14 protein-coding genes and 1 tRNA gene are annotated in these 15601 nt (G+C 30.7%); 11 read left to right on the forward strand and 4 right to left on the reverse strand.

All coding sequences use genetic code 11. The features are described 5' to 3' along the window. The first annotated feature begins 135 nt into the window (after nucleotides 1-135). Nucleotides 136-209 (forward strand) — tRNA-His (locus tag ACH2CG_RS03790). 63 nt (nucleotides 210-272) lie between these two features. On the opposite strand, the gene lpxD is transcribed toward ACH2CG_RS03790, so the two are convergent. Beyond that, on the reverse strand, nucleotides 273-1262 hold the full coding sequence (lpxD, locus tag ACH2CG_RS03795) for a UDP-3-O-(3-hydroxymyristoyl)glucosamine N-acyltransferase (RefSeq protein ID WP_395062353.1): 990 nt from the start codon (nucleotides 1260-1262) through the stop codon (nucleotides 273-275). Nucleotides 1263-1449: 187 nt separating this feature from the next. Here lpxD and ACH2CG_RS03800 point away from each other — a divergent pair, with 187 nt between their 5' ends. Further along, entirely contained in the window at nucleotides 1450-1740 is a 291-nt protein-coding gene (locus tag ACH2CG_RS03800) for a hypothetical protein (protein ID WP_395062355.1), read from the forward strand. Nucleotides 1741-1895: 155 nt separating this feature from the next. On the opposite strand, the gene ACH2CG_RS03805 is transcribed toward ACH2CG_RS03800, so the two are convergent. Together ACH2CG_RS03805 and ACH2CG_RS03810 are read right to left on the reverse strand one after the other, a co-directional pair. Next, nucleotides 1896-2933: a M28 family metallopeptidase gene (locus ACH2CG_RS03805; RefSeq protein ID WP_395062357.1), complete on the reverse strand. Its 1038-nt coding sequence runs from the start codon at nucleotides 2931-2933 to the stop codon at nucleotides 1896-1898. 2 nt (nucleotides 2934-2935) lie between these two features. Further along, entirely contained in the window at nucleotides 2936-4081 is a 1146-nt protein-coding gene (locus tag ACH2CG_RS03810; protein WP_395062359.1) for a DUF3667 domain-containing protein, read from the reverse strand. Nucleotides 4082-4194: 113 nt separating this feature from the next. Here ACH2CG_RS03810 and ACH2CG_RS03815 point away from each other — a divergent pair, with 113 nt between their 5' ends. From ACH2CG_RS03815 to ACH2CG_RS03850, 8 genes are all read left to right on the forward strand, one after another. Beyond that, nucleotides 4195-4656: a DUF1801 domain-containing protein gene (locus tag ACH2CG_RS03815; RefSeq protein WP_395062361.1), complete on the forward strand. Its 462-nt coding sequence runs from the start codon at nucleotides 4195-4197 to the stop codon at nucleotides 4654-4656. Then, nucleotides 4653-5288, forward strand: coding sequence for a Crp/Fnr family transcriptional regulator (locus ACH2CG_RS03820; protein ID WP_395062363.1), 636 nt, complete (start codon nucleotides 4653-4655; stop codon nucleotides 5286-5288). Before ACH2CG_RS03815 ends, ACH2CG_RS03820 begins: the two co-directional genes overlap by 4 nt. 59 nt (nucleotides 5289-5347) lie before the next feature. Beyond that, nucleotides 5348-6151, forward strand: a complete 804-nt coding sequence (locus ACH2CG_RS03825) for a sulfite exporter TauE/SafE family protein (protein ID WP_395062365.1) — start codon at nucleotides 5348-5350, stop codon at nucleotides 6149-6151. A gap of 76 nt (nucleotides 6152-6227) precedes the next feature. After that, nucleotides 6228-7634, forward strand: coding sequence for a rhodanese-like domain-containing protein (locus ACH2CG_RS03830; protein ID WP_395062367.1), 1407 nt, complete (start codon nucleotides 6228-6230; stop codon nucleotides 7632-7634). 4 nt (nucleotides 7635-7638) lie between these two features. Continuing rightward, complete coding sequence (locus ACH2CG_RS03835; RefSeq protein WP_395062369.1) at nucleotides 7639-7836, forward strand: hypothetical protein; 198 nt, start codon at nucleotides 7639-7641, stop codon at nucleotides 7834-7836. 2 nt (nucleotides 7837-7838) lie between these two features. Then, nucleotides 7839-8147, forward strand: a complete 309-nt coding sequence (gene trxA, locus ACH2CG_RS03840) for a thioredoxin (RefSeq protein WP_395062371.1) — start codon at nucleotides 7839-7841, stop codon at nucleotides 8145-8147. 118 nt (nucleotides 8148-8265) lie between these two features. Further along, a complete protein-coding gene (locus ACH2CG_RS03845) occupies nucleotides 8266-8436 on the forward strand; it encodes a hypothetical protein (RefSeq protein ID WP_395062373.1) in 171 nt (56 codons plus the stop codon). A 175-nt stretch (nucleotides 8437-8611) separates the two neighbouring features. Beyond that, on the forward strand, nucleotides 8612-10216 hold the full coding sequence (locus ACH2CG_RS03850) for an ice-binding family protein (RefSeq protein ID WP_395062374.1): 1605 nt from the start codon (nucleotides 8612-8614) through the stop codon (nucleotides 10214-10216). A gap of 125 nt (nucleotides 10217-10341) precedes the next feature. Here ACH2CG_RS03850 and ACH2CG_RS03855 read toward each other — a convergent pair whose 3' ends face one another. Beyond that, nucleotides 10342-14445: a PAS domain S-box protein gene (locus ACH2CG_RS03855; RefSeq protein WP_395062375.1), complete on the reverse strand. Its 4104-nt coding sequence runs from the start codon at nucleotides 14443-14445 to the stop codon at nucleotides 10342-10344. Between the two features lie 420 nt (nucleotides 14446-14865). Here ACH2CG_RS03855 and ACH2CG_RS03860 point away from each other — a divergent pair. Next, on the forward strand, nucleotides 14866-15601 hold a 736-nt coding region (locus ACH2CG_RS03860), incomplete at its 3' end, for a hypothetical protein (RefSeq protein WP_395062377.1).

Consider the following 15601-nt stretch of genomic DNA (forward strand, 5'->3'; position numbering starts at 1 on the left):
GTAGACGTAGATTATGCGGAAGGATTTACAGTAGAAAGACCTTTGGCAGTCAATAGTTTAGGCGATTTAAGGTAATTTTTTTATTTTTTTGTTTGTACAATAAAAAAAACATCTTATATTTGCATCCGTAAGATGGTGGTTGTAGCTCAGCTGGTTAGAGCGCTGGTTTGTGGTGCCGGAAGTCGCCGGTTCGAACCCGGTCATCCACCCTTAATTAAAAAGCCTTGAAGAAATTCAAGGCTTTTTTTGTTATATAAAGTTTGGTAAATCTATTATTCGGTAGCCATTCTTTTTAGAATTGCCCATTGTTTTAGTGCTGTTCTGGCTTCAACCGCTGGATAACCAAGCATTGTTTTTCCTGGTGCTACATCTGCAGCAACTCCAGAACCTGCACCAATAATAACGCCATCGCCAAGTGTTAAATGATCTTTTATCGATGCGCTTCCGCCAATAATAACTCCGTTTCCTAGGGTTACAGAACCAGCAAGTCCGCTGTTTCCTGCCATAATACAGAATTTGCCCAACTTACTGTTGTGTCCAATTTGAACCAGATTATCGATTTTGCAACCATCACCAAGTACCGTAGAACTAAATTTTCCTCTATCAACAGTAGAGTTTGCTCCAATTTCTACATTATTTCCAATAATCACATTTCCTATTTGTGGAATTTTAGCCAATCCTCTTTCGGGACATGGTCTAAAACCAAAACCATCTGCTCCAATAGTACAGTTGGGATGTAAAATACAAAATGCACCTATATGACATCGCTCACGAACTACTGCTCCAGACCAGATTATTGTATTTTTACCAATAGAACATTCGTCTAAAATGGTCACATTTGGATATAAGGTTACATTTTCGGCTAAAATTACATTTGGGCCAACGTAGCATCCTGCGCCAATTCTAGTTCCTGCACCAATTTTTGCGGAAGTATCAACAACAGCAGTTGGATGAATTTCATGGCTAAATTGTGGAGGTTCGGGTGCAAACATTTGTAATACTTGCGACATTGCCAAGTCGGCATTTTTTACTTTTATAAAAACCCTATTTTCGCCTGGTTCTATTGATATATCTTCGTTTACAATTGCTGCACAAGCTTTAGATGCTTCCCACAATTTTTCGTATTTTCTGTTACCAATAAAGGATATTTCTGTTTCGGTTGCCATTTCTAGTTGTTCTGGTGCAGTAATTGAGTAGGTTGTATTGCCAACGATAACGCCATTAAGAATTGCATTTATGTCATGAATAGTTATGTTTTTCATTAAATTTGGTTTGTTAATAGTTTTCAAATTAAGTAAATTGTTTTCATTTTTGCTAATTTTTAGTAAAGCGTTGTCAATTTTAATTTATTATTAATTTTGTTTTCACTATTTTTGATTGATGAAAAAGTTGTTATTTTTATTTTTGGTTCCCATATTGGTTCAAGCTCAATTTGAAAAATCTATCAAATTGAAAGTAGCAGTAATGCAAAATTTTGTAAAAATGGGTGAGCAAGGAGAAACTGCTTTTTGGCAAACAAAAGGAAAGATTACTTTTGGAATTGTCAATTACACTGAAGAGCAAAATCCAATTTTTAAGGAATTATTTATTTCTCAATATAAAGAATTACTAATAATTTACAAAAAAATGAATGTTTCAGAAGACGAACGTGACACGGCTTTGTACATTAAAACATTAATTAGGCAAGAAGAAGATTATAGGAATTTATTAACTATAGAACAATTGAAATTATCTCGATAAATTAGCTGATTTTGAAAAAAGTAATCAGAAAGCAAATGAATCGTATTCGTCTTTATTTTTTTCAGAAAATTTGTTGAAAGAGTATAAGGCTAAGTTTTAAAATAAAAAATAGCGATTTTCATTGAAAACCGCTATTTTTTTATTTTTATAATTTTTTATTTACCATCTTTATCAACTACAATTCTTGCTTCTCTATTGGCAAGTTCCCAAGCAATTGTAAAAGCATATTGAGTTCTTTTGGTTAAAGCATCAAATTCAATTTTATCAACTTCATCCGTTGCTTTGTGATAATCGGCATGGACACCATTGAAAAGGAATACTGATGGAATTCCGTTTTTAGCAAAATTATAATGATCGGAACGGTAATAAAATCTATTTTTATCGTTTCTATCGTTGAATTTATAATCTAAATTAAGGTGTGTATATTTGGTATTCATAGCCTCACAAATGTTGTACAAATCAGTAGAAAGATAATCGGAACCAATTACATAAACATAGTTATTACTGTCTTTGTGAAGTTCATCACGACGGCCAATCATGTCAATATTAACATCGGCAACAGTATTGGCAATTGGAAACAGAGGATTTTCTGAATAAAATCTTGAACCATGCAATCCGTGTTCTTCTCCAGTAACGTGAAGAATTAATATAGATCGTTTTGGACCATGACCTTCTTTTTTGGCTTTTTGAAACGCTTGTGCAATTTCTAGTAGGGCAACAGTTCCTGATCCATCATCGTCGGCACCATTATAAACTTCACCTTTTTTAATTCCTACATGGTCGTAGTGCGCCGATACAACAACAATTTCTTCTGGTTTTTCTGAACCTTCAATAAATGCCCAGATGTTTTCTGAATCGGGTAAATTTTCGTTATATTGTGCGTTTAAAAATGCTGCAGGTACTTTTTGATAATAATCTGTTGCTCCTTTTGGAAACGGAATTCCGTTCTTTTTGTACTGTTCAATTAGATAATTTCCGGCTTTTTTCTGACCTGGACTTCCAGTATCTCTTCCTTCCATTTCGTCTGATGCAACAATGGTAAGATGAGTTTTTAGTTCGCTTGGAGTTATAGAATTTATATAGCTTTGAACATCAAGAATTGTTTTGTTAGATGATGTAGAAGTCGCGTTTTGTGAGCTAGAACAGCTAGTGATTATTAAAGCTGCACAACCAAAAATAATTATTTTTTTCATTTTTAATGTATGTTTATGAAGGTGTAAATAACAAAAAGCAATAAAACAATTGCCATTAATATAATATTTATAAAGAGCATTCCGGTACTTTTAATGAATGAAATTGTTCTACTTTCACCATAAAAACGATGGTGCGCAGGAAAGAAATAATAGAACATCCAAACATATCCTATAAGATTTACTATAACTTTTATTATTGAAGCTATCGTAAAATCGTCAAAGTATGATAGTACTTTATTTACCATAAATAATATTAAAACTATCAACAATAAAAAAGAAAAATAATGCAATGTAAAGATACCGTGATCAAAGTAATACCATCTTTTTTTGTTGTGAAATAGCCATAGGACAAATGCAAATAAGGGCATGTAAATAAATAATGTTTTCGGAAAATTATGCTTTGCTGCTTCACCAAATTTTTCCCAAAGTTCTTTGTTTGAATATTTTTTATTTAATGGAATGGTTTTTTTAGCCAACCAATATTCAATTTCACTAATTTCATCGGGCTTTATTTTTCTTATAGAATCCATTTGCGCAATAGAGTTGTAACTAGTGCTAAATAGAGAGTTGTTTTTTTCAGAATAATTAGCTTTTTGTGCTTGTTGTATAAATTTCTTTAAAGAGTCGGCTTCAACTGGTTTAAGAATTCCTTTGGTTTTTAGTTCTTCAATTTTTAATTCTTCTTTACTGGGTTTTGCTTTTTGTATAGAATCTAATGTTATAGAATCTTTCACTTCATCTTTTTTTAGCTTTTCATCATAACTGTAAAAACCACTTTTTTCTTTTTTATCTGTATTATCTTTAATTTTTATAAAATCAGATTTTTTTTCATTCGGAAAAAGAGCAATTAAAAGAAATGTAACAAAACTTATAAAAATATATAGCCTAACTGGAGCCAAGTAAGAAAGTCTTTTTCCAGATAAATATTCTTTAGTTAAAGAAGCAGGTTTTAGTAACAAATTTTTTATTGTTTTCCAAAATGCATTTTCATAATGGGTTAAATCTTCAAAAAAATGAACAAATAGATGAAAAAATGTTTTTCTAGTATCTGTGTTTTCTTGACCACAATTAGGACAATAACGATCGGCTACAACATAATTGCAGTTTAAACAAGTTTTATCTTTGCGTACTATATTTTTGTGCGACATAAAATGGGCTTATAATTTAATGTTGTAAAGCTATTAAATTTTTTTATTACTACTTTTGTTTACATCTAATTTAGTTGTTAAATTTAAAATAAGTTACACAAGCAAGTCATATTATGCAATCAAAAGCGTTGTCACCCGAGGAATATTTGTCTGAATTGCCCCAAGATAGAAAAGTTGTGATGGAGCAACTTCGAAAAGTTTCTGTAGAAAATTTGCCTAGTGGCTTTAAAGAAGTAATGTCTTACGGAATGCTGGGCTATGTTGTACCGCACGAAATTTATCCAAATGGTTACCATTGTTCACCACAATTGCCTTTGCCATTTTTTAATATAGCTTCGCAAAAGAATTCTATCAATTTATACCACATGATGATTTATAGTGATAAAAAGTTATACGATTGGTTTGTTGAAGAATATCCAAAACATTGTAAATCTAAATTAGATATGGGAAAAAGCTGCGTTAGATTTAAAAAACTAGACGACATTCCCTATAAATTAATTGGTGAGTTACTCACTAAAGTTAGTGTAGAACAGTGGGTTGAACGGTATGAAAGTGTTTTAAATAGTGAAAAATGATAGATACATTAAAAGAAACCTATGGCTATGTTTTTGAAGAAAAATTAATTGAAGAAATAGCTCAAGTAGCAACAATTCGAAATTTTATTGAAGGAGATGTTCTAATTGATTTTGGTGATTATATAAAAAAAATGCCACTTCTTATTAATGGTGCTATTAAAATTTTAAGAGAAGATTTTGAAGAAGGAGAATTGTTATTGTATTTTATAGAAAAAGGTGATACTTGCGCTATGACAATGGCTTGCTGTATGGGCGAAACCAAAAGCGAAATTAGAGCAGTTGCCGAAACAAACGGTCAGCTAGTGATGCTTCCTATTAATAAGATGGAAGATTGGCTTGGCAAATACAAAACTTGGCGCAATTATGTATTCAATAGTTATAATAATCGTCTTAAGGAAATGCTAAATGCCATTGATAGCTTGGCTTTTATGAACATGGATGAACGGTTATTAAACTATCTTTCGGATAAATCTTTAATAAATAAAACAAAGCATATTCAAAATACCCATCAAGAAATAGCATACAATTTGCATACTTCAAGAGTTGTAATTTCAAGATTATTGAAAGTTTTAGAAAATGAAGGTAAAATTAGATTGCATCGAGCATCAATAGAATTATTAAATATTAAGTAACTTAAGTTGCATTTAGTCACGTTTTAAAAGCACACTTTTGTAGTACCAAAAAATAGTAAATGGAAGTCAACCAAATTATTGGATACATATTAGCAGTTTTCGTAGGAATTACATTGGGATTGATAGGTAGTGGTGGCTCTATATTATCGGTTCCTATTCTTGTTTTTGTTTTTGGAATTGAACCCATTTTGGCTACTGCTTATTCATTATTTATTGTAGGAATAACAGCTTTGGTAGGAGGATTTGAAAAGGCAAAACAAAAATTGGTCGATTTTAAAAAAGTTGTTTTATTTGGAATTCCTACTTTGACAGCTGTATTTATTACACGTAAATTTATTGTTCCTGCCATTCCTAATACCATATTTACTTTTAATAATTTTGTTTTTCACAAATCGGTGTTGATAATGCTTGTTTTTGCCTTAGTGATGATTGTTGCTTCTGTGCGAATGATTAAACCGCTAGAATATAAAATTATAAATGATGATGATAAGCTCAATTTAATTGCAATCCTTTTACAAGGTATTTTTATTGGATTTGTAGCTGGTTTTGTTGGTGCTGGTGGTGGATTTCTTATTATTCCTGCCTTATTGTTCTTGGCCAAAACACCCATGAAAATGGCCGTTGGAACATCCCTTTTTATAGTTTCAGCACAATCAATATTAGGATTTGTGGGTGACATACGTCCCGATCAAAATATAGATTGGAACTTGATGCTTATTTTTACTTCATGTTCAATTTTTGGTATTTTTATAGGAAGTTATCTATCTAAAAAAATTGATTCAGAAAAACTCAAAACTGGTTTTGGTTGGTTTGTTCTAGCCATGGGAATTTATATTATCATAAAAGAACTTTTTTTATCTTAAAATTTATGTTAATGTATCCTTTGATACTTATAAATAGTATCAAATAAATTAATTTTACACTTTAAAATGATATTAAATGAACATACAACAAATATATACAGGATGTTTAGCTCAAGGAGCTTATTATATTGAAAGTAACGGAGAAGTTGCTATCATAGATCCTTTAAGAGAAGTTCAACCTTATATTGATAGAGCTAATGAAAATGAGGGCGAAATAAAATATATTTTTGAAACCCATTTTCACGCCGATTTTGTTTCGGGACATGTTACCTTGGCAGAAAAAACTGGTGCTCCAATAGTTTTTGGACCCAATGCTAATCCGAGTTTTAAAGCGCATATTGCTAAAGATGGCGAGGTTTTTAAACTAGGTGAAATTACAATTACATGTCTTCATACACCAGGACATACTATGGAAAGTTCCTGTTATTTATTAAAAGATAAAGACGGTAAAGAATATGCATTGTTTAGCGGTGATACTTTATTTCTTGGCGATGTAGGTCGTCCAGACTTGGCTCAAAAAGCGGTAGAAATGACACAAGAGCAATTAGCAGGAATATTATTTGACAGTTTGCGAGAAAAAGTAATGACACTTCCAGATGCTGTAATTGTTTATCCAGCGCATGGTGCAGGAAGTGCTTGCGGAAAAAATTTAAGCAAAGAAACTGTAGGAAGTATTGGCGATCAAAAAGCTACCAACTATGCGCTTCGTGCCGACATGACCAAAGAAGAATTTATTGCCGAAGTTACCGATGGTTTAATGCCTCCACCAGCTTATTTTCCGATGAATGTTAGGCTAAATAAAGAAGGTTATGGCAACGTTGAAGATATAATTAATGATGCTAAAGCATTTGATGCTAAAACATTTGAATTGGTAGCCAACGAAACAAACGCATTGATATTAGATGTTCGCCATTACGATGATTTTGAAAAAGGTCACATTCCTAAATCAATTTTTATTGGAATTGATGGACAATTTGCTCCTTGGGTTGGTGCCTTAATTGAAGACAACAAGCAATCAATTCTTCTTGTAACTCCAGAAGAAAGAGAAGAAGAAACTATAAAAAGACTAGCTAGAGTAGGGTATGATGCAACACTTGGATATTTAAAAGGAGGTTTTCATTCTTGGATAAATGCCGGATTGGAATATGATACTGTAACGTCGGTTACGGCTCAAGTTATGGAAGATAGAATGAATGAAAACATTGCTATTTTTGACGTTAGAAAACCAGGAGAATATACTGCAGAACATATTTTGGATGTTCCGTCAACTCCTTTAGATTTTTTAAATGAGCACTTGGCAGAATTTCCAAAAGAAGACAATTTCTACTTGCATTGTGCTGGTGGTTATCGTTCTATGATTGCTGCTTCTATTTTAAAATCACGTGGTTATCATAATGTAATTAATGTTTTGGGTGGGTTTTCGGCAATAAAAAGCACAAGTATTAAAACAACAAATTACGTTTGTCCATCTACTTTGAAATAGAAAAATGAAACAATTATTTTTTACCAATTGGCATTTTATGCGCTATTTAAGAGTAGCCATAGCATTTTTTTTATTTTATAATGCCTATGAAACACGCCAATGGTTTTTTATAGTGTTTGGTTTTTTTTTCTTGACACAAGCACTATTCAATTTAGGATGCGGTGCAATTGGTTGTGCAGTTAATGATGATAAAAAAAAGTAATTATGAATACTAAATTTCAAGATTTAATAAATTCTGATACACCAGTTTTAATTGATTTTTATGCTACTTGGTGTGGACCATGCAAAATGCTTTCTCCAATTTTAAAAGAAGTTAAAGACAATTTTGCTGATAGTCTTTCTATTATAAAAGTAGATGTCGATAAAAATCAAGAACTTGCAGCACAATATCAAGTACGAGGCGTTCCTACAATGATGTTTTTTCAATCAGGAAAACAATTGTGGCGTCAATCTGGTGTTCTTTCTAAGCAAGATATAATTGCAACAATAGTAGCAAAATCTAGTATCAAATAATTTTTTTATAAAATAATAAAAGACAAAAATATAATTATGTTAAATTTAAGAAGGTTAATTTACTTTTTTTATATATTTGACTTATAAACTGGAAATTAATAAATAAAACAATAAAAAAATGAAAAAAGTAGTTTCAATGTTAGCAGTAGTTGCTTTCTTATTTTCAATGAATGTTAATGCTCAAGAACCAGCTCAGAAGAAGAAAAAAGCTAAAACTGAAAAATCTTGTGGTAAAGAAAAAAAAGGTGGATGTTGTGCAGATAAAAAAGCTGAAGAAAAGAAAGCTTAATTTTTGTAAACAAATAGAAGTAAAGATGTTCAAGTAATTGGACATCTTTTTTTTTATTGTAAACTTCCAAAAGCAAAAAAAATGTAAATCATAACAACTTTTATGTAATTATTTAAAACCTTTATTTTGGAACTTTGCGAGGTAAGAATTAATTTACTAAATAAAGTCCCATATCATGAAAAAACAAGTACAATTTGTAATAGCACTTTTAATGCTTTTCTCAATAAACAATTTTGCGCAAGCACCCAATCTTGGTACAAGTGCTAATTTTGTTCTTTTTACATCGGTTGGAGCTATTACCAATACAGGAACATCACATTTAACAGGTCATGTAGGTTCCAATAGTGGCTCTAGTACCGGATTTGGAAATGTTGATGGTGTAATGAATGATAGTAATTTAATAAGTGCACAAGCAACTGCCGACTTGAACTTAGCTTACAATCAATTAAATAGTGCTATTCCTAATTATTTTATTGCTCCACAATTAGGAAATGGGCAAATAGTAACTCCTGGAATATATTCTTTGCCAAGCGTTAGTTCTTTAAATCTAGATTTGACACTGGATGCGCAAAATAATCCTAATGCGGTTTTTATATTTCAAGTTCAAGGTGCTTTTTCTACAACAGCTTTCTCCGAGGTAAAGTTGGTAAATGGTGCACAAGCTTGTAATGTTTTCTGGAAAATTGAAGGAATGGTAAATATGGCAACTGGAACCATTATGAAAGGAACAGTTGTGGCTAACAATTCGGCAATAATTATGAATACAGGCGTTAATCTAGAAGGAAGAGCATTGTCTACATCTGGGGCTATTTCTGTAAGCGGAATTTCATCTGTAAAACCTATTGGATGTGCAAGTCCTGTTTTAAACGGACCAATTGCGCCCTATTTAAATAGTGCTGTTTGTTATACTTTATTTTCTTCTAACGGATCGGTAACTAATGCCGGAATTACAACAGCAACTGGCGATATAGGTACTAATGTAGGCTTGACTACTGGTTTTAATGTTTTAAATGTTAATGGATTTATTCATCCTATTCCAGATACTTCAACTGCTGCTGCTGCTGCTGATTTATTGGTAGCTTACAATTATTGTAATACAATACCATTTGATATAGAATTGTTATATCCAGCGCAGTTTGGAAACGATTTGGTGCTTACACCTCACACTTATTTACTAAATGCAGCAACAAATCTTACTGGGAATCTATATTTAAATGCTCAAAATAATCCCGATGCTGTTTTTGTGATTCAAATAAACGGAGCACTTTCTACGAGTACTTATTCTAAAGTTTTTTTAGTAAATGGTACACAAGCTAAAAATGTTTTTTGGAAAGTAGATGGCGCTGTTTTAATAAATGATTATTCTGAGTTTAAAGGAACCATAATTTGCAATAATGGTGCAATAGATTTAAAATTGGGTGTTCAATTAAATGGACGCGCAATGACAACTAATGGCGCTTTAAGTACAGCATCAATAACATCAATAATGACTCCAGGTTGCGCAACAATGGGATTAAACAATTACAATTCCGAGATTAAAATGGCAGTTTTTTATCCAAATCCTTTTAATAATTTTATAAATGTAGTTTTGAATGACGCATTAAATTTAGAAAATACTAGCTTAGTTTTGTACGACGTTTTTGGAAGAGAAGTAAAGAATATTATTTTATCTGCATTAGAAACTCAAGTTGAGGTGAGTGATTTTTCTTCTGGATTTTATTATTATAAGGTTTTTAGTTCGGATAAAATGATTCAGTCTGGCAGTTTAGTTGCTCAATAATTTTTATTTAAAAACACGTAAAAGTACCTAGATAGCATTCAATTGTGAACATTACTTTTGCTTTAGTTAGTTTGGTTTAATAAATAACTCTGTGACAGTTTTAATTTTTAGTCACAGAGTTTTTTTTATATTAACCATTTTAATAAAGTTTTCTCTAAGTCAGATTTTATAATTGGTTTGGGTAAGTAATCATTCATTCCACATTCAAGGCATCTTCCTTTATCGCCTTCCATTATTCCTGCCGTTAGAGCAATTATTGGTATTACAGCTCCTTTTTCTAGATTTCTAATTTCTATAGTTGCCTCATATCCATTTTTATTTGGCATTTGAATATCCATTAAAATAGCATCTATTTTTTCTTTTTTATAAAATTCTAGAGCTTCATTACCATCACAGGCTTCAAATAAATGAACATTTGGCAGCATTTTTTTTAAAATTGTTTTTATCAGCAATGTGTTGATTTTATTATCTTCAACAATTAAAATATTTTTATTTTTTAATGAATCAAGAGGTCTAGTTTGGTTTATAATTATCTCATCATTTTTTTTAGTACTTATCGTTCTTTTTTGTTTTGCTTTTTTCAAGTCTATCACAAAGTAAAAATCACTTCCTTCACCATGTTTACTTTTTAATTCTAGTTTGCTTTTCATTAATCCCAATAGATTGTTTGTAATTGCTAGTCCCAAACCGGTGCCACCAAATTTTCTATTTGTAGAGTTATCAACTTGAACAAATGAACTAAATATTTTTTTATTATTGTCTAATTTTATTCCGATTCCTGTATCTCTAATTGAAAATTTCAATCTAGAATAGTCGTTTTCATCAATTGATAATTCGCTTATGTGTAACTCTACTTGTCCCGAATTTGTAAATTTCATGGCATTGCTCAATAGGTTTACCAATATTTGTTTTATTCTTACAGAATCTACATAGATATTTTTTGGAACATTTTTATCAATAGTTAAGAGCAATGCTATTTTTTTAGTATCTGCTTGATATTTAAATAAATTTATAATTTGATTTGTTAATTTGTCTAAGCTAATATTCTCTAGAATTAAATCTAATTTTCCAGATTCTATTTTAGAAAAATCTAATATATCATTTACAATATCCATCAATGAAGTAGCAGATTCATTGATTGTATTCATATATTGAGATTGATTTTTCTTTAAATTAGATTCCATCAATAAATGTGTAAAACCAATAATTCCGTTTAAAGGAGTTCTTATTTCGTGACTCATATTGGCTAAGAAATCGGTTTTGGCTTTACTAGCAGATTCGGCCATTTCTTTAGCTTTTATTAGTTCCATTTCCATTACCTTTTGTTCAGTAATGTCTATAAAACTAATAACCATTTCATTAATTTCATCTTTTAAATCATAAACAGGAAAACCATTAATTAAAAGCCATACAACATCATTAGTTTTTTTTCTTTTAACACCAATAATAATATTCTTAATTGCTTTTCTAGTTTGCGATATAATGTTTACTGGATATTTATCTACAGGTAATGATTTGTTGTTTTCGTCTAGAAAATTCCAAGTATGATTGGTGTCTTTTAGCCCAGTTATTTCGTTTTCTGTAAGACCTAGAAGTTCTAGTGCTTTTAGATTATTTAGAATTATAGAGGTATTTGCTGCATGAACAATTACGCCGGCATCAAGATTATTGAGTAAACCTCGGTACCGTTCTTCACTTTTATTGAGCGCAATTTCCGAATTTTTGTTGGCTGTAATATCTCTAGAAAGACAAATAAAATGAACGTTATTTCCTTTCACTTGATTCATAGGTGAGATAGACAACTCAAACCAATAAACACCATTTGGGAGTTCTAAAGAATATTGATGACCTATAGATATTCCTTTTTCTTTGGCTTCTTTTAGTGCAAAATTACAAATATTGGCAGCATCTGGCGGCAGTACATCATAGTAACTTTTTCCAATAAATTCTTTAGCAGGAATAGAAAGTAAATCTTCATTTCTTGAATGATAATTATAAATTATAGTGTCAGATCCAATTTCAAACAATAAATCGGGAATAGCATCTAGAATACTTTCTAGTTTTTTATTAATTTTTTTAAATTCATCTTCGGCATTTTTACGATCGGTTATTTCGGTTATAGAACCAATAAAACCAATAACTTCATCTTTTGTGTTTTTTTGAGGTATTGCTTTTCCCATAACCCAAGTTATAGAACCATCTGGTCTAACAAAACGATACTCTGTAAGTACAATTTCTTTTTTATTTTGTGCTTGTTGTTTACATTCTTCCAATAAATTAGCTCTATCCTCAGGATGAACAGATTTAATCCAGTTAAATCCTAATGCTTCTTTAAAGGACAAACCAGAAATTTGACACCACATTGGGTTTACATAAGTTGTAGCGCCATTGGCATCAGTATTAAAAATTCCAACAGGAGAATATTCTGTTATGGTATGGTATCTTTGCTCGCTTTCTAGAACTGCTGCAACCGCTTTTTCTCTTAATTTTTCTTTTTCTAAAATGTCTAATGCAAACGAAACATCACCTGTTGCTTCTTCAAGTAAAAGAATTTCTTCCGAATCAAAAAAGTTCTTTTCTGTAGCATAAAAGGTAAAGGTTCCTATTACTTTATCCATCTTTTTTATAGGCAACGACATCATACTTTGATAACCTCTTTTTAACGCTTCTTCTTTTAATGGAAGCATTATTACATCAGTTTCTATATCATTGCAAACAATGTATTTTCCATCTTGAATGGCTTTACCAATTGGTCCAAAAAAACTGTAATGGGAATTTTCTTTAAAGATTTTTTTAGCTTTAAGCAAGTAATTTTTATTATCTCCTGCAACCATTACAGGAACTAATTCTTGGGTTTCTTGATTTATCATTCCAATCCAAGCCATTGTAAATTTGCCAAATTCTACAGCAATATTGCACGCTTCTCTATATAAAACCTCTTCTTCGGTAGTTCTAACAATCATCTGATTTATTTGACTGATAAAGGCATACAAACGATTTGCTTTAATTATTTTTTGGTCAGACAATATTCTATTTGTAATATCGGTTACAATTCCGTGACAAATTACAGTTCCTTCAGATTCAACTACTGGTAAAGAGTTTACTTCATGCCACACCAAGCCTTTAGTAGGATGAAAGTAACGATATTGTTCTTTTAACGGTACAAGATTTGTTTTTGTATTTACTATACTTTGCTTAATAAATTCAATATCTTTAGGATGAATTAAAGCGAAAATTTTATTGGCATCATTTTCAATATCATTAAAAGTAAAACCATAAATTTCTTCAATAGCATTACTTGCATAAGGATAACATAGCGTTTTATCTTTATTTTGTCGCATAGAATAAATAAGACCTGGAGATGTTTGTGCAATTTTTGCAAATTTGTCTCTTTCATCTTTCAATAATTCTTTGGCTTTTTTACTCTCGGTAACGTCACGCATATTAGTTACAATTCCCTTTATTTGTGGGTCGTCTAACATATTATTTATAATTCCTTCCATCCAAATATAGTGTCCTTTCTTATGCTTAATTTGGATTAAAAAAGGTATTGGACTACTAGGATTAGCAATGGCTTTTTGCAATGCCTCTTTTATGGTTTCTACATTGTCTGGATGAACATAGTCAACTGCCGAAATTTTTTCGTATTCTTCATGCGTCCAACCAGTAATTTTTGACGAGGCGGCACTTCTAAAAAGGACATTTAAATTTTCATCTATTAATGAAATTACGCTTTCATTATTTTCTAATAAAGCGCGAAATAATCTCTTTTTTTTATCTAATGCCTCAAGTGCACTTTTCTTGTCTGTAATATCTTTAACGAATCCTAAAATACGATTTTCAGATAAAACAATAGCATCTACCAAGCGCCATCTTACTTCTCCATTTTTGTGAAGTGCTTTAAATTCGCCTCTATATTTACCTTTCTCTAATAGTATTTTATATTGAGTATGGTAATCGTGAACGGAATCTGGCGAAGCCAAATCTCCATATTTCATTGTCAAAAGTTCTTCCTTAGTATATCCTGTAATTATTGATGCTGCCGGATTTACTTCTAAATAGTTTCCTTTTTCATCTAAAACAAAAACACCATCTGGAGCATTTTCAATGTAATTTATGAATTTTTCATTATTTTTTTCATTTAACTGTCTAGTCAAATTTTCTATGTCATTTTTTTGATCTTCAACTATTTTGAGTAAAGTTTCATAGGTGTGTAAATGTTTATCCATACTCATTAAATTTTATGATATAAATTTACTAATTAAATTAATAATTCAATGAAAAATATGTTAAAATATTGGTGGATGCTTAAATATTAGTTTTTTTATTTTTTTGTAATTCAATAATAATCAACTAAAAAACAGGGGTTTCTACGTATATGAATTCACAATTTTTAATTTCAAATTTGCATACACACAAAACATAATTATTAACTAATTTAAAAATAATGGAAAAACAAATGCCTAAAAGTTATTTTAAGATGCTTCTTTTACTTGTTTTATTAGCAAGTTTACTAGTATCTAGTGCTTAAACTACTACTGTAATTCTTAAATTTCTTTGGAGGGTTTCTTATATTGCCAATTAGGAATATTTTAGAATTATTAATATTTTTTTAATCCTTACCTTATAAATATTTAATCTTTATTATTATGAAAAAAAATACTTTTTTTAAAAAAATTAGTAATGTAATTTTACTTTTACTTTTACTTTTTTCTTGTCGACAAGCTATTGCTCAATGCTCGTTTAATACACCAGTTACAATAGCATCTTCTGCTAGTGTTTCCTTAAGTGGATGTCCAATAAGATATTATAAATTCTTTTTAAACGCAAGTCTTTGTTCGTCGGTAACTTTTGATACTTGCATATCAGGAACTTTTGATACCATACTTACAGTCTATAATCCAACTGGTACAGTTATTGCTGTAAACGATGATTCTTGTAATTTACTATCTTCCGTTTCGGTTCAGGTAAGTGGGTATGCTTATTTGATTGTTGGGGTTAGTGATTACAACGGAACTTCATCAGGCTCTTGTACTTTAAGAGTTACAAGCTCAACAACTACTATAACCGCGCCAATTGCAACATCAAACCAATCATTTTGTTCAGGTGCGACTGTTTCAAATTTAGTTGCATCTGGATCTAATTTAAAATGGTATTCTTCATCATCTTCGGTTACAGCTTTAGCGTCTAATACTGTTTTGCAAACCCAAACTTATTATGTATCGCAATCAACTGGAACTTGCGAAAGTTCTAGAACAGCTGTAAATGTTATAGTTAATCCAAAACCAGCAATTCCTACATCGTCTAATCAATCTTTTTGTTCTGGAGCTACAGTGGCAAATTTAGTTGCTACAGGAACTAATTTAAAATGGTATTCAACAGCTT

Source organism: Flavobacterium sp. (assembly GCF_043778725.1).
Taxonomy (GTDB): Bacteria; Bacteroidota; Bacteroidia; order Flavobacteriales; family Flavobacteriaceae; genus Flavobacterium.

What these genes read in the sequence shown, in the direction of transcription:
- lpxD (WP_395062353.1), bottom strand. Translation starts at nt 1,262, where the DNA reads ATGAAAAACATAACTATTCATGACATAAATGCAATTCTTAATGGCGTT.
- ACH2CG_RS03805 (WP_395062357.1), bottom strand. Translation starts at nt 2,933, where the DNA reads ATGAAAAAAATAATTATTTTTGGTTGTGCAGCTTTAATAATCACTAGC.
- ACH2CG_RS03810 (WP_395062359.1), bottom strand. Translation starts at nt 4,081, where the DNA reads ATGTCGCACAAAAATATAGTACGCAAAGATAAAACTTGTTTAAACTGC.
- ACH2CG_RS03815 (WP_395062361.1), top strand. Translation starts at nt 4,195, where the DNA reads ATGCAATCAAAAGCGTTGTCACCCGAGGAATATTTGTCTGAATTGCCC.
- ACH2CG_RS03820 (WP_395062363.1), top strand. Translation starts at nt 4,653, where the DNA reads ATGATAGATACATTAAAAGAAACCTATGGCTATGTTTTTGAAGAAAAA.
- ACH2CG_RS03825 (WP_395062365.1), top strand. Translation starts at nt 5,348, where the DNA reads ATGGAAGTCAACCAAATTATTGGATACATATTAGCAGTTTTCGTAGGA.
- ACH2CG_RS03830 (WP_395062367.1), top strand. Translation starts at nt 6,228, where the DNA reads ATGAACATACAACAAATATATACAGGATGTTTAGCTCAAGGAGCTTAT.
- ACH2CG_RS03835 (WP_395062369.1), top strand. Translation starts at nt 7,639, where the DNA reads ATGAAACAATTATTTTTTACCAATTGGCATTTTATGCGCTATTTAAGA.
- trxA (WP_395062371.1), top strand. Translation starts at nt 7,839, where the DNA reads ATGAATACTAAATTTCAAGATTTAATAAATTCTGATACACCAGTTTTA.
- ACH2CG_RS03845 (WP_395062373.1), top strand. Translation starts at nt 8,266, where the DNA reads ATGAAAAAAGTAGTTTCAATGTTAGCAGTAGTTGCTTTCTTATTTTCA.
- ACH2CG_RS03850 (WP_395062374.1), top strand. Translation starts at nt 8,612, where the DNA reads ATGAAAAAACAAGTACAATTTGTAATAGCACTTTTAATGCTTTTCTCA.
- ACH2CG_RS03855 (WP_395062375.1), bottom strand. Translation starts at nt 14,445, where the DNA reads ATGGATAAACATTTACACACCTATGAAACTTTACTCAAAATAGTTGAA.